Raw genomic sequence first — 25,111 nt, 5'->3', positions numbered from 1 at the left:
TGTACGCCCAGACCACATGATCACGGCAGGCGATCCGCGATTTTTCACTCGAACGTGTGTTTGGCGCAACCTTTCGAAAGCAACTACCGCTGTCCAGCAGGGAGGCCACCGAGAGGGGCCGACGTGACCACCACCGCAGACAGTGCCACCATCACTGCCCAGGAACGCTCGCAGGGCCGACTCGAGCCGGTGCATGCGATGAACGAAGCCACGAATCCCGAGGGGCACAAGCGCTCCCTGCCGGGCCGACCGCCAGGCATCCGGGCGGACAGCTCCGGACTCACCGACCAGGAGCGCCGGGTGATCGAGGTCATCATCAGGTCCATGGCGCAGGGCGCGGATTTTCTCCTCTTCCTTCACCTTGGTCTCGATGAAGTCCTCGATGTCGGGGTGGTCGACGTCGAGGATGACCATCTTCGCGGCACGCCGCGTGGCGCCACCGGACTTGATCGTTCCGGCGGAGGCGTCGGCACCGCGCATGAAGGAGACGGGACCCGAGGCGTTGCCGCCGGAGGACAGCAGCTCCTTGGAGGAGCGGATCCGGGAGAGGTTCAGGCCGGCACCGGAGCCGCCCTTGAAGATCATGCCCTCTTCCTTGTACCAGTCGAGGATCGACTCCATGGAGTCGTCGACGGACAGGATGAAGCACGCGGAGACCTGCTGCGGCTGCGGGGTTCCGACGTGCGGCGGGAGCTTGCAGCGGCGGTCACCCCTCGCGGGTGGCGATGAGTATGGTGACCCACATGACCGGGGCATGAGGCGGGCCCGGTGACTCACCACGGAGGAGCAAAGGGCGACCCGACAACCGTGCCGCACAGCTGGTCACAGCTGCAGCCCCTTCGCGGCTCAAGCCCTGTTTGCTCCCGTTCCCATGGGCACTCGGCAGGGGCACGCGCTCTTCAGGCAATACCCCATCGGAGTGCGGCAACCATTTCTCAAGCCCCAAGGAAGCGCGCCCATGACCACTATCCCGGCCGGCAACCCGGCCCACCGCGCGGGCAACGACTCCACGGCGCACCAAACCCGCAGGCTTTCGACCGAAACGAAGTCGGCGCTGAAGACCACCGAGTTCTTCATCTACCTCGCTTCCGTCGTCGCGGTGCTGATCGCCTCCATGGTGGTCGGAGACGACGACGGTCACGCCGACTACTTCCGAGCCGACACGGCATGGCTGTACATCGTCATCCTGACCGTCGGCTACATGATCAGCCGAGGACTGGCCAAGTCCGGCAGCCGCGACCCCTACGACGACAACCGCTGAGCGCCCCTGCACACTTCCCCCCGCACAGGCCCGCCCCCAGGCGCACAGCGCCAGGCGGGCCTTCTCGCGTTCAACCCGTGGCCGGCATTCGTCACTCCCGCCATGCCAACCCCAGGTCCGAAGCCCGGCCGAACCGTCTCGCCAGGAGCAACCCATCGCAGCCCGCGGGTAGCCCGCCCGAGCGGGTGCCACACTGTCGGCACGCAGGGGGTCGACGGCGCGCGCTGTGCCGTGCCTTGTTGTGGTGAATCTGCGGGGATCGCCCGCCGTGCCCGGTACGGGTCCGGTACAAGAGGGTGCATGGCGGTGACAGGGGCGGCGGACGAAGAGACGGCACTGGTGGAGGGGATGTGGAGGGCCACGGACCTGCTGTGGGCCTACCTCGCCGCGGACCAGACCCGCGTCAGAGCGGGCCTGGAAGGCCTGGACAGCGACCAGTTGGCCCACACGCTCGCATGGCAGGCCCTGGACCACGACATGCTCCTCGACAACTTCAAAGAGCCGTCCATGTCCGTACCCCTCCTCGACACCGTCGCGGCTCTGGCGCCGGTGGACTGCGAGTTCATGATCACGACAGCAGTACGCAAAGCCGCCGCCGCGAACACAGGGCTGGCGTCCAGCGGGCTGGAGGACTTTCCGATGGCCACCCAGATCCACGCCCTCACGGTCTGTATGGCCGTCATGCTCCTGGAAGCCCACGGACACCACGGTGCTCTGAGGTTCGTCGGCGCCTCGGCTGACCACTACGTCCGGCGCGGCCATCCGCGCCCCTACCCGACTCCCTGATACCGACCCGCGACCCTCCCCTACCCCGGACACCCCGCCCCACTGCACGCGCAAGCCGGTACTCCGGCGGTCTCTGGCCGTGTTCCCCCATGATCGGGGGCTCGATCTCCTCGGCGAGGGTGGTGGCGTGGCGGGGTCAGGGGGTGGTGCGGCCGGCAGGGTCTCCGCCGGGGTCGTCGGCCAGCGCGATCACGGCTGTGACGCGTTTGCCGACCGGCTCGCGGCGTACCTCGTAGGCCTGGCTGACGGCAAGGGTGATCTCCAGGCCGTGGCGGCCCACGCGCTGGGGGTCGGTGGCGGCGACGTCCGGCAGGGCCGGGTCGCTGTCCCACACCGACACCCGTACCGCGCCGTCGGTGATCTGCAGGTCGAGCATGACGGGGCCCGGTGCGTACTTCACCGCGTTGGTGACCAGCTCGCTGACGACCAGCTGCGTCATACCCATCGCCCGCTCGGACACCGGCAGCCCGTGCACCGCCTGCACCTCGGCCAGGAAGCCGGTCGCCAGGTCACGGCCGGCCCCGATGCAGGAAGCATCGCCGTCATAGGCGGCAGACGCCCACACCAGGCTGCTGCGCCCTGTCATCTGACCCTCACCTCCCGCGGCCTGCTCCATACGCCCACCCTTGTCTACATATTCGCCACGTGAGCTTCACGTCGTGTCCGCGAAGCATCGCACGGCCTCTCCCGACTGCCCCGCCCCATTCCCTTTCACCCTGGCCTGACCCAGTTGACACCGCGCTGCAGCTAGGTCTGTATCGACCTCGACACAGGTACCGTGAAGATCGTTGGGGACCCCATGGGCATCACCGGAAAGGACGGCCTCATCGGGGTCACCGAGATCTACCGCCCCACACTGGCCGCCGCCGAGACGGACCCCAGCGCGCTGGCGGCTGACAGAGGTTGCAAGCGCACCGGCTGGTGGAGGGCGTCCTGAAATGCGCTGGGGACTCACAGACTGACGGCCAGGACACCGATGGCAAGGACCAGACTCACTTCGCCGATGGTGCGCAGCGTGCTCACCACGGGATCCCCGTGTCACAGCCCTCGTCTACCCCCACGATTCACGCCCACTCCCCTCACGTTGCTCGGCACAGGGGCCCATGCCCGCAAAGATCAAGGGACTGGTGACCGACTGGGCGGGGTGTGCCAGGATCGATCAGATGACTGAGCGCTCATTCGAACCCGACGCGGGCACTTCGCGGCATCTGCTGGAGGTCACCGCGCATGCCCTCGACGGCGTGCAGGTCCTCACCCTGGCGGGAGAGATCGACTTCGCCAACAAGGACGTCCTGCGCCAGGGCCTCGACTCCGCCGCGGCCACTGGCCCGCGCATCGTGCTTGACCTGCAGCAGGTCACCTTCATGGACTCCAGCGGCCTCAACGTCCTCATCGCCGCCCACCAGAACGCAACCGGGGCCGGCGGCTGGCTGCGCCTGGCCGGGATGCCTGCAGCCGTGCAGCGCACCGTGCAGATCGTCGGCCTGGACAGTGTCATCGCCTGCTACGACACCCTGCCCGACGCCCTCACCGGCTGATGGCGACCGGCTGCGACGGGATGTCCGTCGAGGGCCTCTACGTCTCTTCTTGACCTGGGCGTCTGTTTCAGGGTCGACATGCCACGCCTGAAGCGCAGGGACCACTCGGCCATCACGGTGGTTGCCCTACTGATCTGCCAGAACCAGCAGGTCACCGCCGTCTTCCGGTTCCGTGACGGTGTGTCCCAGCTGGATCAACAGCCCCGAGACCGCGGCCTGCACGATCGCCTGCATGCTGTCAGCTGAGGCTCCGGGCTGGTCCTTCGCCAGCGAAGCGAACCCATCCGACGCCGTCCACCTCACCAGCACCCCGGCTGGCACCGTCGTGAGCGCAAGCCCGGGTCTGCTGTCCTGGGCGTCTTCGCCCACCAGATGGAACCCCGCCTGGATCAAGGCATGCCGAACTTGGGAAAGCAGCTCGGACGGCGCAGATGACACAGGCCCCGCCTGCCCCAATCCTGCTGGATCAAGCCTCCGAATTTAGAACAGGTACGCAGCAGACCCCCCGAGGGCCTGGCCGTCGCCCACGTCCCCGTGGATCGAGGTCGCTTCGGCAGTGGCGGTGACCGTCGCCGCGCCCGCGGTCGCCGCGGCGGTGGTCGGCCGTAGGTGGTCTCGGTCTGCTCCACCCACGTCCCCGTCGGCATGCCCACCACGTAGGCACCCGCGGGGCCGGGGCGACCTTCGGGCCGGTGAGTTTCATGGAATCCACCGCCTGCGCAGCGAGGACCTTCCCCCCGACCACAGGCCAGACCACGGCGCTCACGGCCCGTACCACAGGCCAGACCATGCAGGTCACAGACCTGCGCAGTCACCACGCCGAAAGCCTGCGCACCCCGGCCAGCCATTGCCCAACACACGAACCCAGCCACCGCCCCCGACTGCGCAGCTGCGCATTACGGCCCGGGAAGACTCCGGATGCGCACCGCGAGGGGAGCTGCGCAGTGGGGGCAGCCGCGAATGCGCAGCCGCCTATAGCCGATTGCGCAACCGCCGTCGTGTCTATTGCGCAGGTCCGGTCCGTCGATTGCGCAGCCGAATGTCCCGAAGCCGGGCCGTGCCACACCGCCCTCCTTGGCCTGACACAGTGCGCGGGCAGGCATGCTGTCATCAGGCCGTTGGACGGGGCGCCGGGCTGACCATCGAGGCCGCCGTGTAGCTCTGGCGAGCGGCAGCCCCGAGGCGGTCGTATGCTCATTGAAGGCTGCGGTCGCGACCTTCCGCCACACGGCCTCGTCTGGCACGTCCGTCAGGCGCGGGAATAGCGGTCCGCCCCCGGCCGTGCGCGCCGCGTCCGTGATCCGGGTGAGGGGCAGTGCACCCGTTCGGCGCTAGCCCTCCTCCTCTGGTCCGCACTCCCCTGGAAGGGACCCGACAGGAGAGGAAGCAAATCATGTCTTTTGGAAGCTACATAACACCGAGGCCCGACTGGCCCGTTCACGAGTGGGCCAAGACATACTGGGTTGTGAAGAGGCTGAAGAACGGCGAGGCGGACGACCCCTCCGCGTGGGAAGAGGTGGTCGTGGACAGCTACGGCGCGGCGGAGGCTCTGCTTCGGGAGATCAATCCTCTGACTCAGAAGCCTTACGTTGGGGTCGTCCGTCACGCCCCCAAGCCCTCCTGACCTTGCCGAACCGGTAGGTAGGGGGCGCCTCGCGCCCCTACTCCTCGTCTTTGACCTGGACATCGCCGGTTTCCGCATCAATGTGCACGGCATGCCCGGCCTGCTGAAGGATCTCGGCGAGCGCATGCGTCAAAGCCGAGTACATCCCCGGATGCGCACGATCCTCGTAGTGCCCGGGACCCAGCCACGTGCCGGGCTGCCAGGCAATCACCACAGCATCCGCGGTGCGGCGCACCCTCAGCCCGTGCCCAGCCCCGCCGGAACACGCCAGATCGAAGCCGGCCCGTGCAAGAGTGCGGCACACATCCGCAAGCAGTACGTCCTCGCCGCCCTCAGCGCCCACCGCGGACACTACCCACGGACCGACCCAGACACCGGCCCCCGTCCATCCCGAACACCCGTTTTCGTGAGCCTCGGAGCCCATGGACTCGGTAGCCTGATGACCCAGAGGACGGAAGGCCAAGGACATGACCACCCTCTCGAGGGAGGCCCCATCCAGGGCTGCCGCTCATGCCAGCGGGATGCGCCAGGCGAAGGCCGGGTTGGCGGGGTTGCGGTAGTCGAGCGTGAGGTCGGTGGTGGCCGAGTTCTTGTCCTGCAGGGTGATGCCGAGCTCCGGCTGCTTGTACGGGACGAACTGGACGCCGTCGGGAATGGCACTGGAACCCCTGACGATCCACTGCTGTGCCGTAGACGCGCTGTTGCAGTCGAAGATGACGACGCGTGCGTTCTGCTTGGCCTCCTTGTCCTTGGGCTGCAGGCAGCGCTCGCTCTTGACGTTGACGATGTTGACGACGGGCCAGACGCCATCGGCGTCGGTGTACATGCCGTGCAGTTGGAAGTTCCAGGTGTCACCGCTGTACGGTGCCGACCACACGCGGACCACCGTGTCGTTGGCCGCGCTTCCCCACCACGGCACCATGCGCGCGCCCAGCTGGCCGTGGACGATGTCGACGTCACGCCCGATCGGCACGGTGACGTCGGCGGCCCGTGTCGCGGCTGGTGACACGGCGGCAGCGGTGGCCGGCGGGGCGGATACGCCGAGACTGCAGCCAAGCAGAGCGGCAGCGGCCACCGCCGCGCGGACGGGAGCGGGTCGTCGCACAGACAGCATGAGACCTCCTGGCCATCATCAACGGAGGAACCTCCTCCGCATTCATCACTCAAAGCTACCGATCAACTACGGAGCGTTGTAGGTGGACTTGGAGGCTCGCCCCAGGCACGCAATGCCCCACTGCGCCTCTCGTCTCAGGTTTTGGCAGGCCGAAGCCCGTGCTTGCGCCGAACCGGGCCAGACCGGCCAACCCGCTGCCCGCTCTTGGCCGACTGGTAGAAGCTGGCCCCCGGCCTGGATCCGCGCCGAGTCAGCTTCCAGCACGCTCGGCGCTCGGGAAGGGAGGCAGGTCCATGGATGCTGCTGCCCAGAACGAGGGCCAACCCAGCCAGCCGCCTTCGCGACATCGCCGCGGCCTGCCACATCACCGAACGCACCGCTCAGAGCATCGTCACCGACCTCGAACAGGCTGGCTACATGCGCCGCGACCGCGACGGCCGGCGCACGCGCTACATCCTCTGCCTGGACGGCACCCTCCGCCATCCAGCAGAGGCACACCTGCCTGTCCGGCGGCTGCTGGAACTCTCGACGAACGAACACTGAACCCCCGTACCGCCACCTGCTGAAACAGGGCACCGCGACGACGGAACGTAGCCGTCATGCCGCGCGCGGCCGGCCGGCGCGCGCGAACCGTACGACCGGCGTCCGAATCCCCCGAGGTGCTCCCCGCGTCCCGCCCGCTTCCCTCCCACCCTTCTTCTGTGCCGGGGCGGTCGTGGGGTGCTCTGAGGGGGATGTCAGCACCCAGACCACGCTCCATTGGGCCTCTGACCAGGGGGGACGGAAGCGCCCGCCATGAGGCTGCGCAACCTCCAGCGCAACGCCCTGGCGCAACCTCCAGCGCAACGCCCTGGCGCAACCTCCAGCGCAACGCCTTGGCGCAGCAGCGCAGTTCGCTGGCTTTGTAGGCGGGATTCGAGAGCGTCTGTTGCTCAGCGGTGGGATCGTCTGTTTCCGCGCGAGAACGATGTCGCTGGGTTTTGAGAGCGCCTCAGTGCTTGCCTTGTGGCCATGGTTGTGCCTGTACGGCTAGGGAGTCCGGGTGTTGCCAGAGCCGTACCCGGGTGATGCTCGTTCGTGCTGGCCGCGGGGCAGCCTCTTGGACTCATCAGAGCGAGCGGGCAGGGGCGTCTATAGCGGTCGTCGGCACCAAGGGGAACGCGATCGTTGCTGGACCCGTTGGAGGAGAAGTCGACGGCCCGTGCGTCGGGCGCGCAGTTGAACAGGGGGCGGGATGCACGAGAGGGATCAAGTCGCAACGTACCTGAACGAGCGGGACTACTACATGGCCTCTGGCGCGCCCCGAGATGTACCCGCCGGGTGCATTGCCGGCGGGCCCGGAGATATACCTGGTGCTCCTCTCCCGCCGACCGATGTGCTGGTCGCGATCACGCTCGCGCCGTTCGTCACTGCGGTGGTGGCGTCCCTGGGCACCGGCCTGGGCCAGCGGATCGAAGGAGCGGCCGTGCGCATCCTGCGACACGTACCACGGTCCGCGATCCTCCGCCGGTCACGGCGGTTGCTTCGGGCGCAGGTGGAGGCCGGCGATGCCGTGACAGAGGAGGAGACGGGCGAATCGGTCCCCTCCGCTCTCACTGTTACGACCGAAGGGGGAACGCGGATCCAGCTGTCCACCCAAACTCCGGTTGACGCCCTGACACTGCTTCCTGACGTCGACTTCACGGACGTGCAGGAACTCGGCGATGTACCCACAACTGTCAGGTGGCTCCCCGGCTGGCCCTCCGCCAGGTGGCATGCCGTCAGCATCAAGGATGGGCACATCGTCGATGTGGGGTGGGATCCCGAAACGCGGCGGTGGGTCACAGTCCGGTTCTAGACCTGCAGTGGTCTGCCAGGTTGCGACTGTCGCTTCTGGGCGTACTGCGCGAGTGGTCCGTCCACTGACGCCGACACATCGGGCAGAGCTCCTCCGTCTGTTGCCAGTTCTCATCAGCATTTCTGGGCGCCTGGGTCACGAAACGGTTCTAGGACTGAGCGACATACGTTCTCCGTTCTCGCCTACGTAGCCAGTTCGCCGTTCGCCGCCGCCCGCTGTCCCCTGCTCCACCGCCCGGACGCTCCAGCGGCCGGGCCGCGCGGAGGCGACGCCGACGCGCAACACCGCCTCCAGGGCGCCGATCCCCCGCCGGGCCGACCTCTGCCCCAGCCCCGCCCCATCTCCTTCTTCCTGATCGTGGGTGGCTGAGGGAGGCTCCAGGGGGGATGTCTGACCCCCGACCACGCCCAAAAAGGCGTGGTCACCAGCGACAACGCGCAACGGTCCGAAGGCCTCGCGCAACAGATAACGCAGGGGATAACGCAGGGGATTGTGCAGCAGATGTCGCAGGAGATCCCGGCGGGGTCTAGCGCGGCACGGTGCTGCGTGGTGGTCAGCCGCGGCGGGTCCATCAGCGCCGCCGCTCGCCATGCTCCTGGTCGCGGCCGGCGGATGCCGTCTCGGGCCCGGCCGGGGCCTGGCCTACCGGATTGGGCGCGTCAGACCGGCAGCGTCCGCACACTCCTTCAGGGGCTGCGGTTGTACGGCCAACACCACCCCCGGCACCCCTGGCTGAGTGGCGAACTCCAATTCGGCCGGCTGAGTGAGAAGGCCCGTGCCACGGCGCTCCCACATCACTCCCTCGCGGTCGGTGTACACCACCCATTCCGTCAAGATGCTGGGGGGCTTGTCGAAGCTCAGCCAGTCGGCGCCCGGTGGCTTGGCGAGGGGGTGCCCATCAGAAGGCGGGGACAGGTCCTCGTCCGTGCCGTACCTCATGTCGTTCGAGGTGAACACCAGGTCAGAGCAAGGCGGCACGCTCGGTACCTTGACGACGAATACAACAGTCCACAACACAGGGTCGTCTTCGTCAGGAGGCTCCCCGCGGTCCGCCACGAACAGCATGGTTGCGTTGAAGATCGGATCGGGCGACCGGTTCGTCAAATGCAGCCACGGCGTACCGTCAGGCTGGACGTCCACCCAATATGAGACCCTCGCCGCCTGCTCGCGCCTCTTCTCGTTGGCGGCCTCCTGCGACTGTTTGAGCTGATCACTCGCGACCCTTGCGCTGTAGAGCGTCGCCACTCCGGTAGTGAGCAGGCCGGCGACGCTTGCCAGGATGGTGATAATCGCACCAGTTGCGACCAGGCCCCGGGGTAGGTGTCTGCCCTCATGGCCGCCGTCTCCGCTAGGCACTTCCGTCATCTCTTCACAATGCAAGCGAGCACGCCCGCCAGGAACTTGAGACAGCCATCCGGTGGTCTTCTGTGCTCCCGCGGCCAGCGCTCGTGACGCCAAGGCCCTGCCGATACGCGGTCGCGCACGCACGGTTCCCGGCCGTACCACGGCCCCCACCACCCCGACCATAGGCCAGACCACAACTCCTGCGACCCGTACCACAGACCAGACCATGCAGGTCAGCGGCCTGCAAAATCACCACGGCCGAAAGGCTGCGCAACCGGCTGGCCATTGCGCAGCGCCCGAAGCCAGCCACCACTGCGCAGCTGCGCAGCCTGCGCACTGCCCCCCCACCAGCACACCCCGGGTCTGGCTGGCCGGATGGTCTGCGCAGTGGTCGCAGCCGCCACAGCCGATTGCGCAGCCGGGTGATGTCGATTGCGCAGGTCCGGCCGGCCGATTGCGCAGCCGGTGTGAGGCCGCTACCCGAGACCGGACCATGGCGCCCCGCCTCCGCCGGCGCCTGCCCGAGGCCACAGTGAGAAGTGGCTGGTCACCACCGGAGTCGGGTTTTCGCATGCTGGCTGCGACCTGCGGGTTCCCGAACATGCCAGCCTTCGTCGGCCTCGAGGCGAGGGCGGACGCTCTCGGCTCCCTGGGGTGCTGCGGTCAGTCCAGGATGCCGAGGTCGGTGTCGGGGCGGCAGTGCGGGCACGCATCCACGCCGTCCGCGAGCGCCCGTACCGCCTGCTCCCGCGTCGCGCCCTTGGACCGCTTACCCGCCATGTGACAGCCACCGACGTGGACGTACACCGGCGGGGTGGTCCGGTTCAGGCTCTGCTCGATCAGCCAATCCGGCGCCGGTGGGCGGGCCTCGATGCTGCGTCGGCGTTCGGCCTCGCGGCGTTCCTCGTCGATGATCCACCGCCGGGTACGGGCCAGGTCCCGCTCCTGGACCCGCTCCAGGAAACGGAGCAGGACCAGCTTCGACGGACTTGAATCGTGCACGTGTTCGATTGTAGAGGGTGGCCTGACCCGCGCACCCCAGCAGCCAGGAGGCACCGTGGACCACATCAGCCTCGACGAGCTGCTCAAGCAAGCCCGTGTCGATGTGGGCGCGCTGCCGTCGGCGCCCGCCTCCCCCACTCGGCAGCAGGTACGCGCCCGGATCACCACCCGGCCCGCGTATCCCTGCGCCGTGTGCGGGAAGGGCGGCTCGATGGCCCGTGTCCTCGACACTGACCAGGGGGTTCGCTGGTTAGATCTGTGTCTGAGCCACGGCCTGGCGGTGCTCGAACCCGCGCCGCGGATGCCGACCACGATGGAGGGGATCCTCGCCGACCTCCGCGAGGTCGTGGCAGAGGTTGCGGCCGAAAGGGGCCGGACGCCGCACGTGCGGCTGTGGACTGATGAGGACGGCTGGCAGGACACGCCCATGGATGATCAGCACCGCTACCACCTCACTCTGATCCTCGACGGCAGACCGGCGCGGCACGGCTGGTGGGGCGTTGAGGCCGTGGCCCGCGAGAAGTTCACGCTGTGGGTGAGCGAGTGCAGCGGCAAGGCCGGCTCCCGCGTGATCCTCACCGACGAGCACACCGGCGCCGTGTTGACGACGTGGCCGAAGCAGCCGTAGCTGCTGCCATGCTGAACGGCATGCCCGAAGATCAGCTCTCAGCCGACCAGCCCGCCGACCCGGACAACGCAGCCGGGGAAGCCGGCGAGGCCGTCGCCGACGACATCCTCGATCCGGGCTTCGCGCCCGACTGGCAGCCGACAGTCGGCGAGTACCGGCTCACCGCCGAATAGAGGGTCAGGCGGCCGCGTGCCGCACCGCCTTCTTCACCTTCATCTCCAGCTCGACCCGCGACGTGCCCGACTCCGCGGCCGCAGCCGTGACCGCGGCCTGGAACACCCTGGCCGCCTCCCACCACCGCTCCCACTGCGCCTCATAGGCCTCGCCATCGAGCCCGGCAAGCTTCGCGCGCTCTTCTTCGGAGGAACGTTCCAGCTGGATCAACTCGTCGGGGATGTCTGCCACGGCTGGATCCTAAGCGAATCTGCGTTCGGTCCCCGTGATCGCCGCTGTGCGCGGAGGCTGAAGGTGTTCCGCTCCGCGTCCAAAGCGTGGAATCGGTGCGCACCTGGAGGAACAAGGACCGATGCGGGCGCGGGCAGTGGAAGACGTCGACCATGTCTCCGTCTTCGCCGTCCCGCTGGTCGCTACCCGAGCCGATGCGCGCTGTACCGGTCAACGATCCGGCGCTGCCCGCGGGGTGGGCGGCACAGCCCAAGTGGGATGGCTACCGCGCGCTGGCCGGCCGGTGGGCCGACGGCCGTGTCACCGTGCTCAGCCGGAACGGCAGCGACCTGGCCCGGCCGTTCCCGGAGATCGAGGCGGCCGTCCGGCGGCTGCCGGACGATACAGCCCTCGACTGCGAGCTCATCGTGTGGGAGGCGGGCCGACTCGCGTTCGAGCGTCTCCAGCAACGCATGCACCACCGCGGCGCGGCCGCCGCCCGCGCTGCCATCGAGTGGCCCGCGCACCTGATCGCGTTCGACCTGCTGCGCCTGCACGGCCAGGACCTGACCGGCCGCCCCTTCAGCGAACGGCACGCCGCACTGGCAGCGCTGTTCCTCAAGGAGGGACTGTTGGCGCCGTGGTCGCTGTGCCCGACCACAACCGACCCCGAGCAAGCGGCCGTGTGGCTAGCCGACTACACGGCCGTCGGCATCGAGGGCCTGGTGTTCCGGCCGCTGACGAGCAGGTATGTGCCGGGCGGGCGGGGGTGGACCAAGTACAAGGTGAGGCAGACCACGGAGGCGATCGTGGGTGCGGTCACGGGCAGTCTGCGGGCTCCCATCACGGCGCTGTTGGGCCGCTACGACGAGAGCGGGCGCCTGCGGTACACCGGCCGCACCACGATATTGGGCGCGGCCGTCCGGCACGCCCTCGCCGACCAGCTGCACGCCGGCAACGCGGGCCACCCGTGGACAGGGCGCACCTTCAATGTGGGGTGGGGCTCGCGGGAGCAGTTGTCGGTGCACCTGGTCGCGCCCGACGTCGTCGCCGAAGTCGCCGTGGACGTCGCCCGGGACAACGCCGGACGCTGGCGCCACCCGGTCCGGCTCACCCGTATCCGCACTGACATGGAGCCCGGCAAGGTACCGCTGTTCGGGGCCGCGTCTTAGCGGGTCAGTCGGCAGGTGTTCCAGTTGCGTCCGTCGCGGACCAGGGCGCCGCTGCGTTCCAGGTTCTGCCTGTGCAGGCTGAAAGGCTGGTTGCGCCCGCGCTCGCACCTGTGTCCTACCTGAAGGTCTTTCAGTTGGATCTAGCGTGATGCCATGACGGACGAATCGGATGAGCAAGGCCTGGCAGGTCGTGTGCACGCGCTGAGCAAGCGCAACCTACTGATCGTCGTGGTGCTGTTCCTGTCCAGCATCGTCACCGCCGTCAGCACCCTGGCCACAGCCTGGGGTGTACTGCGCAAACAGACCATGGACTGGCGGCCGGCCGAGTACCGCAAACTGCAGAGCCTGCGGGGCGGGCACACCATCGAACGGTTCACCAGCGTCCTGGGCAACGCTTCCTACCGGGCACCCTTCGTTGAGTTCGCACCGGTGCCGGGCCAGGACACCTCCAAGCTCACCAAGCACGTCTTCCGCCCCCGCGAGGAGTACCGGGTCGAAGTCATCACCGCGCCGGGCGGCTCGACTCTGGTGTACGCGGTGACCTCATGTGATCCCGACTTCAAACCATCGTTCGAGGTCAACCGACTGAGCGAAAAGAGGCGCTTCACCGTCACTCTCGGCATGCGACTCGCCGACGTACGTCCGAGCGATAGCACCTTCCGGCAGTTCATGACCCAAACCGGAGAGCGCTATACCGCCGTCTACCAGTCAGAGATCAGCGACGGCAGCGACGGCAGACGCGGGTATGCGTGGGGCAGCAACGATGTCTGTCCGCTGACAACAGAAGACGAACGGCGGCGCTCCGACGCCATTTGGAGCAGGTGGGAGAAGTGGCAACTGGGCCGCGACAGAGACGACGTCGGCGTGGTCTCGGGAGACCGGAGCGATCCCTCCACACGAAATCTGATGGAGCGATCGTCAGTGAATGTGTATGCCGAGACCACACCAGACAGTCAGATCGACTGGTACTACCCGGCCCTGATCGGAGTTGACCGGCGCTACGCCGACTGACAGGCCGCGTCGCGCTCAGCGGAAGAGCGGGCACCACGCCCACGAATGGGTGCAGTAGTTAGGAGTCGGCTTCCCCAGCCGTCGGGGAACTGGTGACGCTCCGGCCGAAGTCCTGACGCCCTGTCACCGCTGTTTCGGGAACGTCCAGCCCGGCCAGTCAGGGTGGGGCGGTTGCACGATCAAATCGGCTCCGCTCCCGGGTGCCGACCTCTTGGGGAGGCCTTGCCGCTCTGGCGTGGTCTGGCGTGCATGTCGGCCTCGGGTGGCGGTGTGACTGCCTGTGATGTTGAAGTCCATGAGTAGTGTCTCGAGGTCGCGCGCCTCCTTGCTGGCGCCGGCCTTGTCCAGACGTTCTTGGACTTGGCGCACGAGCCGCTCGATTTCGATTTTGGCGCGCATCTCCAGGCTGGCGCGCTGTGTGACGGCGTGCTGGACCGACTGCTCTGCTTCGAGACGGAGTTGGTCGATGTCCTTGAGAGTCTTGTTGATCGAGGCGTAGGCGGTGCTTCTGTGTTCCTTGGCGCGTTGCTCAGCGGTCTGGAGCATCTCGCGGGATCTGGTGACGGCTTTGGTGCGGATCTCGTCGGCGGCCCTGTTGGCCTCCTCGACTATCTCCTCTAGGCGTCGGCGACCTTGAAGTTCGAGGTTGGCGGCTTTGGCGACTCCGTCCGCGATGATCGCGGCCGCTTTGCGCTCCACTTCGGGGAGCCGTTCGTGTAGGCGTTCGAAGTCGTCATGAGCAACTTGGAGCAGCCGTCGTGCGCGGCGTTCAAGGTGCTTGGCCGCTTCCATCCGCCGGCTGGCCTGTTCCGACAGGTCGAGTGCCTGTGCAATGACAGTGTGGGGGTCTTCTGTCAGTGCGCGGAGCCTTTTGATCTCAAGCTCGAGGCGAGCAATGTGCGCTGCTGGAGCCTCGGCGGTTGCTGCGCTCGCGGCGGCGATGCTGCGCTCTTGCTCTTCGAGTTGCTTCAGTCGCTCTTCCCAGACGTCAGGGTCGCCTTCCAGTGCTGTGACGACGTCCTTGAGGAAGACCGCGGTGGGCGCCTTCTTCGCGTTGAACAACTCCGATAAACGCGGCTGTCCGTAGCCGACCCTGGTCGCGAGCTCGGTGAGGGTGGGGGCGCCTGCCTCTTTGTGGAGTTGGCGCAGCTTGAGGACGAAGGCGGTCAGGGGCCGATCGTCCTCTACCAACGGGGTCAACTTGCGCCCCATGAGCCCCCCTCGTTGCGGTTCATCGGTAGAGGGGACATTGTTCCGGGCTGGTGTGCGAAAAAACCAATTGATCTTGGCGTCATCAGACGATCACTCAGGACTGCTTTACCTGCCGCTTGTTCAGCGTGGAGGCGAACGATGAATTGCCGAAGATTCCGATGATCGATCATCCGCTGCCGACAGAGCGCCCGCTTTCCCGCAAGTTCGCCGTTGCCGCGAAGGTCAATATCGCGTTTGGTTTGAACATTGCCGAAGGCTTGACTTGAGGGGAACCGCTGCAATCGCGAAGCCGCGGCCTCCATCACCCCATGCCCGGGGCTCCGCACCCCTGGATCACCGGCACAGTCTCATGGGGAGGCCGCTCTCGAATGCCGGTGGCCCCGGACCCAACCGGGCCCGGGGCCAGGCCCTGCGCCGACTGTGCGGCGCGGCGAGAAACGACCGACGACTCAGCCGGGATGCCGTGCGAGGACGCCCTGCTGAGGCACATCGCTTCTTCTCAAGGACCAACACATGATGCACCGCGTGGCTTCCCCGCTGGTGAAATCCGCGTATCGTCCACGCATCCGGGTGATGCTGGGCAGTAGCACTTCCCAGGACATCGACTTCAGTAGTACGTGGACGTGGGCCGCTGCGATCGGCGCGGCCGGCCTCCTGGTGGGCTTCTACTTCTCTGTCGACCAGGTGCGCAGGCACAGGAAGGATAAAGAGGCCGCTCGTCTCAAGCCTGACTACGACCTGCTCGACGAAGTCGTCGTAGTGATCGGCAAGCTCGAAGGCATGCCGGCGCAGAAGGCGGACCTGTCCGCTCTGAATGAACTGCGCAGCCGGGTCAAGCAGGCGGAACGCCGTTCGCCTGACCTGGCGTTCGGCGAGGTTGTCGTCCGTATCGACATCTACCAGAAGACCGTTCTGCCCGACTGCTTCAGGAAGAAGCTCACGGGCAAGCGGATCGATCTGGATGAACTCCTGGATCTCTCCCGGCAGCAGGGCGCAGCCCTGACCGAGATCAGGAACGCGTGTGATGCGGTACAGCGGGAGATCGATCGCCGTACCAAGTGAGGTGATCAGCCGTGTGCAGCGTTCGGGCTGGCGCTGCACACGGTGTTCCGTGATTCTCAGCAGGAAGCGGGGGTGCACAGCGCGGCCACGATGGCGAACGACGTCCGCACCATCGGGATCGCCATGGCAGGGGGCAACGCGGTGCCGGTCATTTCCCCATGAGCCATCCTGTTCCGGATCTCGCGGCCCGCATCGAGCACGTCCGCCTGTTCGGCGGTCAGTTTCCCGGACCCCAAGCCCAACCTGATGAGCTTCTGGAGGGACTGCTTCCCGGCGTCGGGGACCGTGGCACGCAGGACCGCTTCAACGGCGATGAGCGAGTGCAGCACGGCCGCGGTGGAGAACTCGTAGCAGTAGTAGGAATGGCGCACCATCTCGCGCGCGGTGTTGAGCACGGTCGCGGCCTTGTCCGGTACGCCCTCTGGAACCACCAGGTCCGCCACCAGCTCGTGCATGTCCGCGTACTGGTTGACGAAGTAGTGGGCGCGGGGGTCCGGTACGGGCCAGGGCAGGTGCGGGGTGTTCACGTCGGAAGTGTCGCAGTCCTGCGGTGGGCCAGGCAGCTGCATTTCCTACGCGTGCCCATGAGACAGGCCGGCGGGGGCGGACACGTACCTGGGGCCGTCGAATGCACCGCAATCGCGTTCCGACCTAGTAATGTTCGGCCTCATGAGCATCCCTAGCCCTCGGGGGGAACGAGAGAAGCTAATCACCGCTCTCACCCCCAAGCTGCGCAGGCACCTGAAGATCCGTGCGTTCGAGCACGGAATGGACATCCAGGACGCGGCTGAACACGCCATCCGTGCCTGGTACGAGACTGACGGCGCGCCGGAAGTGGACACGGACGGCGCCAAGACGTGGGGGACGTTCCTTCCGGTCGGAGAGCCCGACAAGTTCAAGTCGGTGTGCTCCGAGCGTGGGGTGACGTACGTTCAGGGCCTGGCGCAGGCCTTGACGCTGTGGCTCGACACCCACCCCTCCCCCAGTGCCCCGCTGGTGAAGCAGCCGGTGGTGCGGGTGATAGTGGCGAACCAGAAGGGCGGCGTCGGCAAGACGTTCATCTCCTCCGGTATCGCGCAGGCACTCGCGGAGGCCGGCCATCGCGTCCTGCTGGTCGACTACGACCCGCAGGGGCACCTCACCGCAGAGCTCGGCTTCGAAGAGCTCATGTACGAGGACGGCGTCGAGACGCTCATGATGCACATGGACGGCACCGCCACCGGCGACATCCATGACCTGCTGGTGGCGCTCGACGAGGACGTCTTCGGCGACCGGCTGCACCTGCTGCCTGCAAGTGATGACGCGTTCCTACGGGACGTGATCTTGTCGAAGGTGAGCTTCAGTGAGGCCGCCCTCGAGCGGGCTCTGGAGCCGTTGGAGGATGACTATGACGTCATCATCGTCGACGGTCCTCCCAGCCTCGGGCCCAACATGGACACTGCCATGTACTACGTGCGCCGACGCGAGGGCGAGCTGGAAGACCGTTCCGGCGTCATCACTCCGGTATGGGCGAACAGGGCCTCCCACCGCGCGGTGCGTCTGCTGAAGGCGCAGAAGGACGACCTGTGCAGGAAGGGCCGGATCCAGGTCGACCACCTGGGGTTGGTCATCAACGCGTACGACTCCCGACGCGGAAAGCTCGTTCAGGAGAACAAGAACGAGTGGGAGAAGAGCAGTTCGCCGCCGGTGCTGGCCGTGATCGGTGATCTGAAGGAAGGCCGGGAAGCCGCGGACGGTGAGATCCCGCTGCTGGTGTATGCCCCGGATAGTGAACACGCGCAGGTCATGCGCGACCTGGCGAAGGAGTTGGCTGTATGACGGCGCGTAGGAAGCGAGTAGTCCAGGGCTTCAGCGTGGACGAAAGCAAGGGCAAGCAGGAGCCCCGCCGGCCTCGCACCCGGAGCGAGATCGCGAACGGCGAAGGACGTCGTCCGCCTGCCGCTGTCGCTCTGTCTGCGCTGGCGCACAACCCGCACAATCCGCGGGAAGAGCTGACGGACATCGAGGAGACCGCTGCCTCGTTGAAGGCCAAGGGGCAGATTCAGCCTGTGTCGGTGGCGCGGCGTGCAGCGTTCCTCAATGCCCACCCGGGCCTCGAAGAGAAACTCGGGGAAGCCGATTACGTCGTCATCGACGGCAACCGGCGACTGGCAGCCGCTCCGCTGGCTGGCCTGACGCAGCTGCGGATCGACGTCAACGACGACCTCGTAGCGAGTGCAGAGGACACCCTGGAGGCAGCGCTCGTAGCCAACATTCACCGGGTGGATGTGCCGCCCCTGGACCAGGCGCGTGCGATTCAGCAGTTGCTGGCCAAGCACGGCAGCCAGGGGGAAGTCGCCCGGCGCCTGGGCAAGTCCGGTGCGTGGGTATCGCAGCGTCTCGCTCTTCTTGAGCTGCCGGAAGACCTTCAGGAGAAGGTGGAGACGAAAGAGCTGTCCGTCAAGGACGGGCGCCGTATCGGCCGGCTCCCGAAGGATCAGCAGCAGGCTGAAGCCGAGAAGGCTCTTAACCGGGTTAAGGCTCCACGCCAGAAGCGTGGAGCGTCTACGGCGCAGGCAGCTGATGTGCCTCATCAGCCCTCCGGACCTGAAGGCCGCGTTAACCCGGTTAACGCTCAAGCTTCCGAGACAGCAGCAGGCGATGCCCTTAACCCGGTTAACACCCCGGCGTCTGAGGAGGCTGACGACCAGAGCCTTAACCTGGTGAACGACTCCGCCTCTCAGAACAGTGGGCAGCCCCGCCAGTTGCCGTACGACGATGCGCCGTTCCTGGCCCTGCACCTGCAGCGGAAGATGGAACCTGGCGTCTTCGTCCAGTTCGCCAGTGTGGTGATGGGTTCCCTTCGGGAGCAGGACCCTGAGGCATACGGCGCGCTGCTGGCCGAGTTGACTCAGCGGGAGCAGCAGTCAGTCTGAGGTACTGCTGGCCCAAAACAAGAAAGGCCCGTGCCCACCACGAATCTGTGGTGGGCACGGGCCTTTGCCGTGCGGCGTGCGTCAAGGCTGCCCGATCCTCGGGCGCGCCCTTGGTCAGAGTTGGGCAGGCGGGTGGGTGTAGCGGATGGGTCGGCCGAGGTCGCGGGCGTAGGCGATCTCGCAGCGGGTGCTGTCGCCGATGTAGCCGCCGGGGTTGACGATCAGGATCTCGTCCGCCATGTCGATCTTCCGTAGGTGCAGGTCGTCCAGCACGGCCTTGAGACGAGCTGCCTTGTCGGGGGTGTCCCACAGCGGGTGCGGTGTCTTCAGGTTGCATCCGGGGGCGAGGACGATGCGGCCGGCCGCGGTTTCGTAGAGCGCGGCTTCGGTGAGGGCGTCCCAGTAGCGGGTGGATCCGCACAGGACGACGATCGTCGGCTGGTCAGGGGTGGCGTGCACGCGGGCCCTTCCTTTCATCGGGTCGGCTCCTGTTCGGGGGTGCGGTGGGCCCTTGTCGACGACACGGGCGGGCTCAGGTAGCGGGCGGCGATGTTCACGAAGTCGTCGTGGGCGACCTTCGCGGCCTCGCGGGCTGCGGTCAGGGCCTCGCTGGTGGCGTACGCGTTCCGCATCGCATACGTCAGCGTGATCATGTGGTCGGCGGCGGTGCGCACGGCCTGGTCCTCGATGAGGACGCGCAGCGCGATCAGCGGGCGGGTGACCGCGCTGCGGGTCATGTGGCTCTCACCGCGCAGGGCCTCGATCCGCTCGGTGCCGGCCCGCTTGAGGACGGCGTCACCGCGCCTCCACATCGTCGTGCGGTGGTCGGAGGCGGCGCAGGCCAGCGCGGTGACGGCCTCCAAGCGGTCGCGGCGAATCGACTCGCCGTGGCTGACGCGCACCTGCCGTTCGGCGGCACGTTCCTGGAAACGGCCGGAGACGATCGCGCCCAGCAGCGTGGCAACGACGGCGAGGCCGGCGGCGATGAGGGTGGCTAACACGCAAGGGCTCCTCGGAGTGTCGGTGAAGGGGACGAACCGCGCTCGCGCCGGCGGATCATCGGGCGGTCACCTTTTGGGTGTGTGGGCGGTGGCGGCGAGGAACAGGGGCAGGGCGCGGTGGTGGGTGGTGTCGAGCGTCCAGAGCCGGACCGGCCGGTCGTCGACGGTGATGTCAAGGAACGTCATCTGCCACCACTGGTGCAGGCCGGGGGTGCGGTGAGGGTCGTGGGTGCCGTAGGCGCTGGCGCCCGTGGTGTGGCCGGTGGCGTGCAGGGCCTGTGCCCAGGCGCGCAGGGCAGGCCGGTCGGTGACCTGGATCAGAGCGGCTAGTCCGAGGCCGGGGACGTCGGTGACATGGACCGACTGCGCGGACAGGCCGGGGTGCGCGGCGATTAACCGGGCCGCCGCTTGGGAGGGGGGCAGGTCCTGTTCGTCTGCGGGGGCGTGCACAGGGGGTTCCTTCCTTCAGGTGGTGTGGTGCTGCGGGACGGCCGGACTTGGCGTCGACGGCCGTCCCGCAGGTGCGGGGTGGTGCAGTACGTGCTGAGCCGCCAGGCGTATGCCGCGCCCGTAGCCGGGTGGGCATTTCCTGAGGCCTGCGGTCAGGGCTGGTCGGTGGGCGGGGGTGGCTGTTCGTGGGCGGCGATGACGTCCTCGAGGCGGCTGGGGTCGTCGGTGGCGCCGACCCAGGTGCCGCAGACGTGCCAGACGCTGCTCCGGCCGGTGTCGGGGTCGTGCCACAGCTGGTAGGCAGCGTGCCGTTCGAGCAAGCCCTGGGGGGCGAGGCTGTCGGGCTGTAGGTCCTGCTCGCTGTCGACGGTTGCCAGCTCGGTGCCACTGTCGAGGACGTCGATCCCGTACACGTGCAGCCGGAGCCCGTCGCCGGGGTGGTCGGGTAGTTGCAGGTATCCGGTGACCCGGAGCAGGTCCTGGGGGTCCAGATCGGTGAGGACGGCGCGGACCAGGTCCGGGTCGGTGGCCAGGCACGGGATGACGAGTTCATCGACGCGGTCGTCGGTGGGGCAGACCACCAGCTGGAACGAGGCGGTCGTCGCGCTGACGTCGTCGTCGGGCAGGCTGTGGTCGTCGAGATAGCCGTCGAGGGCGATCAGAGTGTCCATCAGCGGGCCTCCGCCAGGGATACGCCCGCGCGCCGGGTGCGGCGTCGGGGCCGGGGCGTGTACTGAGCGCGCTCCAGCGTCTGCCGGTGCTGCTCCTGCTGTTCGGGGGTGACCGGCTGGCGCCACGGCTCATACGGCTGCGACCACAAAGGGTGCGCCGCGGGGACGTCGACCGGGGCCGTCGGGCGCGCGGTGCTGCGCAGCGCGCGGGCCCGGTCAGCCGCCGCAACCACACCGACCCAGTCCGTCCCGAGACGGGCCCGGAGGCGGCGGCGCAGGTTGGTGCGCTGCCCGGGAGTGGTCGCAGCCCAGATGCCGCTCTGCGTCAGCGAGGGATTGGCCAGCGCCCATTTGAGGCATTCGGCGACGATGGGGCAGCCGCCGCACACCCTCCTGGCGCGGGCCACACGTCGACGGTCATCTGTGTCTGCCGGGGCCAGATCGTAGGCGAACAGGTCGGGGTTGGTCTGGCAGGCCAGGCCGCCCCGGGTGTGGGGGTCGGGGATGCGGGGGTCAGCCAAGTGCGCTTTGGCCATGGGGAATCTCCTCACGGAGTGATCAAGATGAAGGGGGGTCAGGCGTGGCCGCTGGTGGGCTTCTTGGGCTGGGCGTCGGAGGCGAACCGGCCGGAGCGGCGGGCCTCTACGGGGTCCGCGGCGATCCAGTCCTCAGCGCAGACCTTGTGTGCGGGCTCGCCAGCGTGAGAACGCAGAGACGTGGGCCGCCCGCACAGCACGCAGGGCACGTCCAGCCACGCGAAGTGCCGGTTGCCGGACCAGACGAGGAACTCGCCGGGCGCCGGGACACAGCCCGGCTTGAACTGCCGCTCAGGCCGGGCGTGCGAGGGCCGCCGCCGTCGTGCGGGCCGCGTGGTCATGTGATGGGAAGGTGGGTGCCGTTGCGGCCGGGGCGGCGCCCCTGAACGGCGGGCGCGTAGGCGTCCTTGAGGGTGGCGATGTATCCGCAGCTCTCACTGCCGGTCTTGACCCGGTACATGGCCATGTCGGCGCCGCGCAGAATCCGGGAGGCATTCGCTCCCGCGGGCAGCATGCCCGCACGGGCCACACCGATGGACACGGCCGGAGACAGAACGCCATAGCCGTCGTGGTCGACGGGCTGCGCCAGCTCCTCGCGCAGGGCGCGGACCTCGCGGACGGTGTCGGCCGGCGACAGCAGTACAGCCACGCCGAACTCGTCACCACCAAAGCGCGCGGCGACACCGCCGCGGGCCTGCGCCCACGCGTCGAGCCGGCGTCCGATCGCGGCAATCAGGACGTCACCGGCGGCGTGCCCGAGGGTGTCGTTGACTGCCTTGAGTCCGTCGGCGTCGGCAACCAGGACGTGCAGCTGCTCGCGGTCACCGGCGGCAAGTCGGGCGATGCGGTCCATCAGGACGCCGCGGCCGGGCAGGCCGGTGAGCGGGTCACGGCGCGCGGTGCGCAGCTGGCGGCGTACGCGGACGTCGTCGACGACAACGGCCAGGGCGAGCGGCACGGCGGCCGCGGCGAGGGCGAATGTGCGGGTCGGCTGCCGTAAGGCAGGGATAACGGGCATGATGAAACCTCCAGTCCCGCCCCTTGAGGGCGGGCGTGAGAGAGGCGCACCCCGACTGCTGTCCAGGCGTAGGGGGTGCGCCTCTTGTGTGTGGTGATCGGTGCGGTGGGCTGGGTCAGGCGGTCAGGCTGAGCACCTGCTCCCCGGCCGTATAGGGGGAGGGCATGTCGACGGACTCGCCGGTGAGGGCCTCAACGCCCATGGCGACCAGGTCGCGTGCCACGTTCGTGCTGACGGCGTTGCCGATCATCTCGATCGTCTGGTCGCGGTCCCCGAGAAACTCGAAACTCTCGGGGAACTCCATGGCTCGCGCGGCTTCCCGGACGCGGATCATGCGGTAGCGGCATTCATCGAGGCTGGCCGCGTAGCCGACCAGGCCGTGCCGGTCGCGGGTGGTGAGGGTAGGCATGGGCACGGTCGCGGGCTGGGTGCGGCTGTTGCCGTAGTACGGCAGCAGTTCGTACGGGGCGAGGCCGGCGGGCTCCTGGTCGGCGTAGACGATGCCGTGGTTGATGCCGCCCGCGGTGAGCGTCGACATCGGCTGAGCGGACGGCCGGTGCGAAGATCCGCCGCCGTGCAGTTCGATCATGTAGGGCGCGAGCAGGGCGCCGTCTCCGTGTGCGTGGCGGTAGCGGTCCCAGCCGTCGCGGATCTTCCGCATGGTGTTGGCGACCAGCGGGATCCGCCGCTCGCCGATCATTTCGGCGGGTTGCGTGAAGTCGATCGCCTCGGCCGCCGCCCGTACGTGCGGTTCGACGACCTGGTGGCGGCACTCGCTGCGCGGGCAGCGGTAGACGTACTGGCCTGTCTTGATCCCATACACGCCCCACGGGCGCTCAGGGGAGCAGACCTTCGTGTGCTTCCACGACTGGATCAGCTGCACCAGGCCGTGCTGGTCGCATGTCCCGTACGGGCGCAGCCACTTGTCGAAGTCGGGGCGACGGTCGCCCTTGCGCCAGAACACGACGTACATGCGGGGGCGCCGGGAGCGGGCTCCGAGACCTGCCGCGTGCGCGTGCGCGGAGTCCATGTAGCAGATCTTGTAGTCGTAGGGGCCCCACATGGCGACGCTGCGCACCCATGTGTCGAACGCGGCGCCGGGCGCTTCGTCCGGGCCCCACCAGCGAGCGTCGGGCACGTTCTCCACGAAGATCATGCGGTAGCGGTGGTGTTCTGCGAAGCGGGCGACATCGCTCATGGTGGCGCGTGAGCGGATCGCTGTTTCGTCGGTGCCGTCGGTGGCGAACAGTCCGTTGGTGAACTCGCCGTAGCCGCGTTTGCGGCCTCGGGCCCGGGTGTGGTGGGTGCACTCCGGGGACGCCCACAGCATGTCGGTGCGGGGGTACTTGCCGGGCATCACCTGGGAGATGTCCGCGCAGTCGTGGTCGGTGTCGGGGTGGTTGTGCTGGTGGGTGTCGATGGCGTGCCGTGCGTGGTTGGCTGCGAGGACGACGCGGACACCACGGATCTTGAGGGCTCCGCAGGTGGTACCGCCCCCGCCGCAGAACAGATCTGTCAGAGTGATCAACGCTGGGATGCCTTTGCTCAGGCGGCACGTGACCGGCCGCGAAACGGGGTCAGACCAGCGCGGCGAGCGCGGCCAGGAGCAGCAGGGCGAGCGCCGCGAGGGTCGTGTCGACGGCCGACCGGAGCTGGGTGAACTTCCGTACGGCGATCGTGGACAGGACCCGGATGCGGGCCGGGCGGGAATCGCCGCCCATGCTGGCCTGGATCGCGTCGTCGTCGAGGCGTGCCCAGTACGGGAAGCTGGCCCGGTCCGAACCGCCTAACCGGGGCCGGACGACCAGCAGGAGCAGGACGGCCGCGGTTGCCAGGGCGAGCACCGCGGCCACGGCGAAGACTTTGGCCACGGTGGGCAGCGGGTGGCCGGCGGCGGCCGCGAGCCCGGCGAGTACGGCGCCGTTGAAGGCCAGCAGGAGCGAGGCCTTGCCGTCGGTACGGGCGATCTCTCCCGCAAGCGTCGTGCAGGCGGCCTCCAGGTTCTTGTCGGTGCGGGTGTCCGGGGCGGGGATGGTCATGAGGGTGCAGCTCCTCAGTGGGATGCAGTGCGGACAGGGCTTCTCAGGCGGCCAGTTCATGGGGTGCCGCGACAGTGATGTAGGTGCGCGGGTCCGCCGGTGTGCCGTTGTGGCACTCCAGGCAGGACCCGAGGGTCTTGAGCGGAAGGCAGTGGTAGTAGCGCCGCCCGCACGGGCCGGGGCAGGTCTGCCTCGCGGCCATCGCCTTGTCGAGCGCGGCCTCTTGAGCGAGCGTGGGCACCCGCTTGGGCCGGGTCAGGCGCAGGTCGTAGAGGTAGGCGCGGGTGCGGTGGGTGCAGGACCATTGCGGGGTGTACCGGCAGCGGGCGCATCGCAGGATGGCGACTGGGCCGTGGCCTCCAGGGCTGACGCAGCGCTCCCGTAGCTGTCGCCGCGTGAGGAGATGGTCGGGGCAGGCTCCGCGGTCGTACTCGGGAAGGCCCTGCGCGCCGCGGAGCAGCCGCGTGACCGGACAGGTCGGGCGGCGGCGCATCACCGTGTCCAGG

34 protein-coding genes and 2 pseudogenes are annotated in these 25,111 nt (G+C 68.0%); 16 read left to right on the top strand and 20 right to left on the bottom strand.

What is annotated here, in order from left to right:
- Nucleotides 1-123: 123 nt before the first annotated feature.
- Nucleotides 124-315 (top strand): annotated as a pseudogene (locus ACH41F_RS35775) (repressor LexA); the annotation flags it as partial.
- Here ACH41F_RS35775 and ACH41F_RS35770 read toward each other — a convergent pair.
- Nucleotides 307-684 (bottom strand): annotated as a pseudogene (locus ACH41F_RS35770) (vitamin B12-dependent ribonucleotide reductase); the annotation flags it as partial. The pseudogenes ACH41F_RS35775 and ACH41F_RS35770 overlap by 9 nt on opposite strands.
- A 274-nt stretch (nt 685-958) precedes the next feature.
- Here ACH41F_RS35770 and ACH41F_RS35765 point away from each other — a divergent pair.
- Nucleotides 959-1,261, top strand: a complete 303-nt coding sequence (locus ACH41F_RS35765) for a hypothetical protein (protein ID WP_398839213.1) — start codon at nt 959-961, stop codon at nt 1,259-1,261.
- A 300-nt stretch (nt 1,262-1,561) separates the two neighbouring features.
- Nucleotides 1,562-2,047 carry a hypothetical protein gene (locus ACH41F_RS35760; RefSeq protein ID WP_398839211.1) on the top strand — a complete coding sequence of 162 codons (486 nt, stop codon included), beginning with the start codon at nt 1,562-1,564 and terminating at the stop codon, nt 2,045-2,047.
- Nucleotides 2,048-2,183: 136 nt separating this feature from the next.
- Here the strand turns inward: ACH41F_RS35760 and ACH41F_RS35755 are convergent, their stop codons facing one another.
- Nucleotides 2,184-2,633: an ATP-binding protein gene (locus ACH41F_RS35755; protein ID WP_398839209.1), complete on the bottom strand. Its 450-nt coding sequence runs from the start codon at nt 2,631-2,633 to the stop codon at nt 2,184-2,186.
- Nucleotides 2,634-2,825: 192 nt separating this feature from the next.
- Here ACH41F_RS35755 and ACH41F_RS35750 point away from each other — a divergent pair, with 192 nt between their 5' ends.
- Together ACH41F_RS35750 and ACH41F_RS35745 are read left to right on the top strand one after the other, a co-directional pair.
- Nucleotides 2,826-2,984 carry a hypothetical protein gene (locus ACH41F_RS35750; protein WP_398839207.1) on the top strand — a complete coding sequence of 53 codons (159 nt, stop codon included), beginning with the start codon at nt 2,826-2,828 and terminating at the stop codon, nt 2,982-2,984.
- A 226-nt stretch (nt 2,985-3,210) separates the two neighbouring features.
- The gene (locus ACH41F_RS35745) at nt 3,211-3,585 is read left to right on the top strand and encodes an STAS domain-containing protein (protein WP_398839205.1); all 375 of its coding nucleotides are present in this window, start codon (nt 3,211-3,213) and stop codon (nt 3,583-3,585) included.
- Nucleotides 3,586-3,711: 126 nt separating this feature from the next.
- Here the strand turns inward: ACH41F_RS35745 and ACH41F_RS35740 are convergent, their stop codons facing one another.
- Nucleotides 3,712-4,023 (bottom strand): hypothetical protein, encoded by a 312-nt coding sequence (locus ACH41F_RS35740; RefSeq protein ID WP_398839203.1) that lies wholly within the window; start codon nt 4,021-4,023, stop codon nt 3,712-3,714.
- 955 nt (nt 4,024-4,978) lie between these two features.
- Between ACH41F_RS35740 and ACH41F_RS35735 the strand changes: the two genes are divergently transcribed.
- Entirely contained in the window at nt 4,979-5,209 is a 231-nt protein-coding gene (locus ACH41F_RS35735; protein WP_398839201.1) for a hypothetical protein, read from the top strand.
- Between the two features lie 37 nt (nt 5,210-5,246).
- Here the strand turns inward: ACH41F_RS35735 and ACH41F_RS35730 are convergent, their stop codons facing one another.
- Together ACH41F_RS35730 and ACH41F_RS35725 are read right to left on the bottom strand one after the other, a co-directional pair.
- Complete coding sequence (locus tag ACH41F_RS35730) at nt 5,247-5,552, bottom strand: hypothetical protein (RefSeq protein ID WP_398839199.1); 306 nt, start codon at nt 5,550-5,552, stop codon at nt 5,247-5,249.
- Nucleotides 5,553-5,717: 165 nt separating this feature from the next.
- On the bottom strand, nt 5,718-6,218 hold the full coding sequence (locus ACH41F_RS35725; RefSeq protein WP_398839197.1) for an RICIN domain-containing protein: 501 nt from the start codon (nt 6,216-6,218) through the stop codon (nt 5,718-5,720).
- 402 nt (nt 6,219-6,620) lie between these two features.
- On the opposite strand from ACH41F_RS35725, the gene ACH41F_RS35720 reads away from it, so the two are divergent.
- Nucleotides 6,621-6,866, top strand: a complete 246-nt coding sequence (locus ACH41F_RS35720) for a MarR family transcriptional regulator (protein WP_398839195.1) — start codon at nt 6,621-6,623, stop codon at nt 6,864-6,866.
- Nucleotides 6,867-7,557: 691 nt separating this feature from the next.
- Complete coding sequence (locus tag ACH41F_RS35715; RefSeq protein ID WP_398839193.1) at nt 7,558-8,160, top strand: hypothetical protein; 603 nt, start codon at nt 7,558-7,560, stop codon at nt 8,158-8,160.
- Nucleotides 8,161-8,802: 642 nt separating this feature from the next.
- On the opposite strand, the gene ACH41F_RS35710 is transcribed toward ACH41F_RS35715, so the two are convergent.
- Both ACH41F_RS35710 and ACH41F_RS35705 read right to left on the bottom strand, forming a co-directional pair.
- Nucleotides 8,803-9,525 (bottom strand): hypothetical protein, encoded by a 723-nt coding sequence (locus ACH41F_RS35710; RefSeq protein ID WP_398839191.1) that lies wholly within the window; start codon nt 9,523-9,525, stop codon nt 8,803-8,805.
- Between the two features lie 642 nt (nt 9,526-10,167).
- Nucleotides 10,168-10,506: a DUF6233 domain-containing protein gene (locus ACH41F_RS35705; RefSeq protein ID WP_398839190.1), complete on the bottom strand. Its 339-nt coding sequence runs from the start codon at nt 10,504-10,506 to the stop codon at nt 10,168-10,170.
- 55 nt (nt 10,507-10,561) lie between these two features.
- Here ACH41F_RS35705 and ACH41F_RS35700 point away from each other — a divergent pair, with 55 nt between their 5' ends.
- Nucleotides 10,562-11,134 (top strand): hypothetical protein, encoded by a 573-nt coding sequence (locus ACH41F_RS35700; protein ID WP_398839188.1) that lies wholly within the window; start codon nt 10,562-10,564, stop codon nt 11,132-11,134.
- A gap of 20 nt (nt 11,135-11,154) precedes the next feature.
- Nucleotides 11,155-11,307 carry a hypothetical protein gene (locus ACH41F_RS35695; protein WP_398839185.1) on the top strand — a complete coding sequence of 51 codons (153 nt, stop codon included), beginning with the start codon at nt 11,155-11,157 and terminating at the stop codon, nt 11,305-11,307.
- Between the two features lie 4 nt (nt 11,308-11,311).
- On the opposite strand, the gene ACH41F_RS35690 is transcribed toward ACH41F_RS35695, so the two are convergent.
- On the bottom strand, nt 11,312-11,539 hold the full coding sequence (locus tag ACH41F_RS35690) for a hypothetical protein (RefSeq protein ID WP_398839184.1): 228 nt from the start codon (nt 11,537-11,539) through the stop codon (nt 11,312-11,314).
- A gap of 194 nt (nt 11,540-11,733) precedes the next feature.
- Here ACH41F_RS35690 and ACH41F_RS35685 point away from each other — a divergent pair, with 194 nt between their 5' ends.
- Both ACH41F_RS35685 and ACH41F_RS35680 read left to right on the top strand, forming a co-directional pair.
- A complete protein-coding gene (locus ACH41F_RS35685) occupies nt 11,734-12,690 on the top strand; it encodes an ATP-dependent DNA ligase (RefSeq protein WP_398839183.1) in 957 nt (318 codons plus the stop codon).
- 153 nt (nt 12,691-12,843) lie between these two features.
- Nucleotides 12,844-13,701: a hypothetical protein gene (locus ACH41F_RS35680; protein WP_398839182.1), complete on the top strand. Its 858-nt coding sequence runs from the start codon at nt 12,844-12,846 to the stop codon at nt 13,699-13,701.
- Between the two features lie 123 nt (nt 13,702-13,824).
- On the opposite strand, the gene ACH41F_RS35675 is transcribed toward ACH41F_RS35680, so the two are convergent.
- A complete protein-coding gene (locus tag ACH41F_RS35675) occupies nt 13,825-14,913 on the bottom strand; it encodes a hypothetical protein (protein WP_398839180.1) in 1,089 nt (362 codons plus the stop codon).
- A 125-nt stretch (nt 14,914-15,038) separates the two neighbouring features.
- On the opposite strand from ACH41F_RS35675, the gene ACH41F_RS35670 reads away from it, so the two are divergent.
- Both ACH41F_RS35670 and ACH41F_RS35665 read left to right on the top strand, forming a co-directional pair.
- Nucleotides 15,039-15,179 carry a hypothetical protein gene (locus ACH41F_RS35670; RefSeq protein ID WP_398839179.1) on the top strand — a complete coding sequence of 47 codons (141 nt, stop codon included), beginning with the start codon at nt 15,039-15,041 and terminating at the stop codon, nt 15,177-15,179.
- A 247-nt stretch (nt 15,180-15,426) separates the two neighbouring features.
- Entirely contained in the window at nt 15,427-15,975 is a 549-nt protein-coding gene (locus ACH41F_RS35665; protein WP_398839177.1) for a hypothetical protein, read from the top strand.
- A 56-nt stretch (nt 15,976-16,031) separates the two neighbouring features.
- Here ACH41F_RS35665 and ACH41F_RS35660 read toward each other — a convergent pair whose 3' ends face one another.
- On the bottom strand, nt 16,032-16,502 hold the full coding sequence (locus ACH41F_RS35660) for a hypothetical protein (RefSeq protein WP_398839175.1): 471 nt from the start codon (nt 16,500-16,502) through the stop codon (nt 16,032-16,034).
- 130 nt (nt 16,503-16,632) lie between these two features.
- Here ACH41F_RS35660 and ACH41F_RS35655 point away from each other — a divergent pair, with 130 nt between their 5' ends.
- Nucleotides 16,633-17,793 (top strand): ParA family protein, encoded by a 1,161-nt coding sequence (locus ACH41F_RS35655; RefSeq protein WP_398839173.1) that lies wholly within the window; start codon nt 16,633-16,635, stop codon nt 17,791-17,793.
- 35 nt (nt 17,794-17,828) lie between these two features.
- Nucleotides 17,829-18,890, top strand: a complete 1,062-nt coding sequence (locus tag ACH41F_RS35650; protein ID WP_398839171.1) for a ParB/RepB/Spo0J family partition protein — start codon at nt 17,829-17,831, stop codon at nt 18,888-18,890.
- 114 nt (nt 18,891-19,004) lie between these two features.
- Here ACH41F_RS35650 and ACH41F_RS35645 read toward each other — a convergent pair whose 3' ends face one another.
- The 10 genes from ACH41F_RS35645 to ACH41F_RS35600 form a co-directional block, all read right to left on the bottom strand.
- Nucleotides 19,005-19,367, bottom strand: coding sequence for a hypothetical protein (locus tag ACH41F_RS35645; protein WP_398839170.1), 363 nt, complete (start codon nt 19,365-19,367; stop codon nt 19,005-19,007).
- A complete protein-coding gene (locus ACH41F_RS35640; RefSeq protein ID WP_398839169.1) occupies nt 19,364-19,891 on the bottom strand; it encodes a hypothetical protein in 528 nt (175 codons plus the stop codon). The genes ACH41F_RS35645 and ACH41F_RS35640 overlap by 4 nt, the downstream gene beginning before the upstream one ends.
- Before the next feature lie 66 nt (nt 19,892-19,957).
- Nucleotides 19,958-20,341: a hypothetical protein gene (locus ACH41F_RS35635; protein ID WP_398839168.1), complete on the bottom strand. Its 384-nt coding sequence runs from the start codon at nt 20,339-20,341 to the stop codon at nt 19,958-19,960.
- A 152-nt stretch (nt 20,342-20,493) separates the two neighbouring features.
- Nucleotides 20,494-21,012 (bottom strand): hypothetical protein, encoded by a 519-nt coding sequence (locus ACH41F_RS35630; protein ID WP_398839167.1) that lies wholly within the window; start codon nt 21,010-21,012, stop codon nt 20,494-20,496.
- A complete protein-coding gene (locus ACH41F_RS35625; protein WP_398839166.1) occupies nt 21,012-21,548 on the bottom strand; it encodes a WhiB family transcriptional regulator in 537 nt (178 codons plus the stop codon). Before ACH41F_RS35625 ends, ACH41F_RS35630 begins: the two co-directional genes overlap by 1 nt.
- Nucleotides 21,549-21,586: 38 nt before the next feature.
- Nucleotides 21,587-21,889, bottom strand: coding sequence for a hypothetical protein (locus ACH41F_RS35620; protein ID WP_398839164.1), 303 nt, complete (start codon nt 21,887-21,889; stop codon nt 21,587-21,589).
- Nucleotides 21,886-22,566: a GGDEF domain-containing protein gene (locus tag ACH41F_RS35615; protein ID WP_398839163.1), complete on the bottom strand. Its 681-nt coding sequence runs from the start codon at nt 22,564-22,566 to the stop codon at nt 21,886-21,888. Before ACH41F_RS35615 ends, ACH41F_RS35620 begins: the two co-directional genes overlap by 4 nt.
- Before the next feature lie 115 nt (nt 22,567-22,681).
- Nucleotides 22,682-24,094 (bottom strand): DNA cytosine methyltransferase, encoded by a 1,413-nt coding sequence (locus tag ACH41F_RS35610; RefSeq protein ID WP_398839161.1) that lies wholly within the window; start codon nt 24,092-24,094, stop codon nt 22,682-22,684.
- Nucleotides 24,095-24,143: 49 nt separating this feature from the next.
- A complete protein-coding gene (locus ACH41F_RS35605; protein ID WP_398839160.1) occupies nt 24,144-24,605 on the bottom strand; it encodes a Pycsar system effector family protein in 462 nt (153 codons plus the stop codon).
- A gap of 43 nt (nt 24,606-24,648) precedes the next feature.
- Nucleotides 24,649-25,098, bottom strand: coding sequence for an RRQRL motif-containing zinc-binding protein (locus ACH41F_RS35600; protein ID WP_398839158.1), 450 nt, complete (start codon nt 25,096-25,098; stop codon nt 24,649-24,651).
- Nucleotides 25,099-25,111: the final 13 nt, after the last annotated feature.

It is taken from the genome of Streptomyces sp. NPDC020489, from assembly GCF_044386545.1.
Taxonomy (GTDB): Bacteria; Actinomycetota; Actinomycetes; order Streptomycetales; family Streptomycetaceae; genus Streptomyces.
Note: the sequence above shows the minus strand (reverse complement) of the source record. Positions and strands in the feature narration are given on the sequence as shown.

Coding starts and splice junctions, on each gene's coding strand:
- ACH41F_RS35765 (WP_398839213.1), top strand. CDS start 959: ATGACCACTATCCCGGCCGGCAACCCGGCCCACCGCGCGGGCAACGAC.
- ACH41F_RS35760 (WP_398839211.1), top strand. CDS start 1,562: ATGGCGGTGACAGGGGCGGCGGACGAAGAGACGGCACTGGTGGAGGGG.
- ACH41F_RS35755 (WP_398839209.1), bottom strand. CDS start 2,633: ATGACAGGGCGCAGCAGCCTGGTGTGGGCGTCTGCCGCCTATGACGGC.
- ACH41F_RS35745 (WP_398839205.1), top strand. CDS start 3,211: ATGACTGAGCGCTCATTCGAACCCGACGCGGGCACTTCGCGGCATCTG.
- ACH41F_RS35735 (WP_398839201.1), top strand. CDS start 4,979: ATGTCTTTTGGAAGCTACATAACACCGAGGCCCGACTGGCCCGTTCAC.
- ACH41F_RS35720 (WP_398839195.1), top strand. CDS start 6,621: ATGCTGCTGCCCAGAACGAGGGCCAACCCAGCCAGCCGCCTTCGCGAC.
- ACH41F_RS35715 (WP_398839193.1), top strand. CDS start 7,558: ATGCACGAGAGGGATCAAGTCGCAACGTACCTGAACGAGCGGGACTAC.
- ACH41F_RS35710 (WP_398839191.1), bottom strand. CDS start 9,525: ATGACGGAAGTGCCTAGCGGAGACGGCGGCCATGAGGGCAGACACCTA.
- ACH41F_RS35695 (WP_398839185.1), top strand. CDS start 11,155: ATGCCCGAAGATCAGCTCTCAGCCGACCAGCCCGCCGACCCGGACAAC.
- ACH41F_RS35685 (WP_398839183.1), top strand. CDS start 11,734: ATGCGCGCTGTACCGGTCAACGATCCGGCGCTGCCCGCGGGGTGGGCG.
- ACH41F_RS35680 (WP_398839182.1), top strand. CDS start 12,844: ATGACGGACGAATCGGATGAGCAAGGCCTGGCAGGTCGTGTGCACGCG.
- ACH41F_RS35675 (WP_398839180.1), bottom strand. CDS start 14,913: ATGGGGCGCAAGTTGACCCCGTTGGTAGAGGACGATCGGCCCCTGACC.
- ACH41F_RS35665 (WP_398839177.1), top strand. CDS start 15,427: ATGATGCACCGCGTGGCTTCCCCGCTGGTGAAATCCGCGTATCGTCCA.
- ACH41F_RS35655 (WP_398839173.1), top strand. CDS start 16,633: ATGTTCGGCCTCATGAGCATCCCTAGCCCTCGGGGGGAACGAGAGAAG.
- ACH41F_RS35645 (WP_398839170.1), bottom strand. CDS start 19,367: ATGAAAGGAAGGGCCCGCGTGCACGCCACCCCTGACCAGCCGACGATC.
- ACH41F_RS35630 (WP_398839167.1), bottom strand. CDS start 21,012: ATGGACACTCTGATCGCCCTCGACGGCTATCTCGACGACCACAGCCTG.
- ACH41F_RS35625 (WP_398839166.1), bottom strand. CDS start 21,548: ATGGCCAAAGCGCACTTGGCTGACCCCCGCATCCCCGACCCCCACACC.
- ACH41F_RS35620 (WP_398839164.1), bottom strand. CDS start 21,889: ATGACCACGCGGCCCGCACGACGGCGGCGGCCCTCGCACGCCCGGCCT.
- ACH41F_RS35615 (WP_398839163.1), bottom strand. CDS start 22,566: ATGCCCGTTATCCCTGCCTTACGGCAGCCGACCCGCACATTCGCCCTC.
- ACH41F_RS35605 (WP_398839160.1), bottom strand. CDS start 24,605: ATGACCATCCCCGCCCCGGACACCCGCACCGACAAGAACCTGGAGGCC.
- ACH41F_RS35600 (WP_398839158.1), bottom strand. CDS start 25,098: ATGCGCCGCCGCCCGACCTGTCCGGTCACGCGGCTGCTCCGCGGCGCG.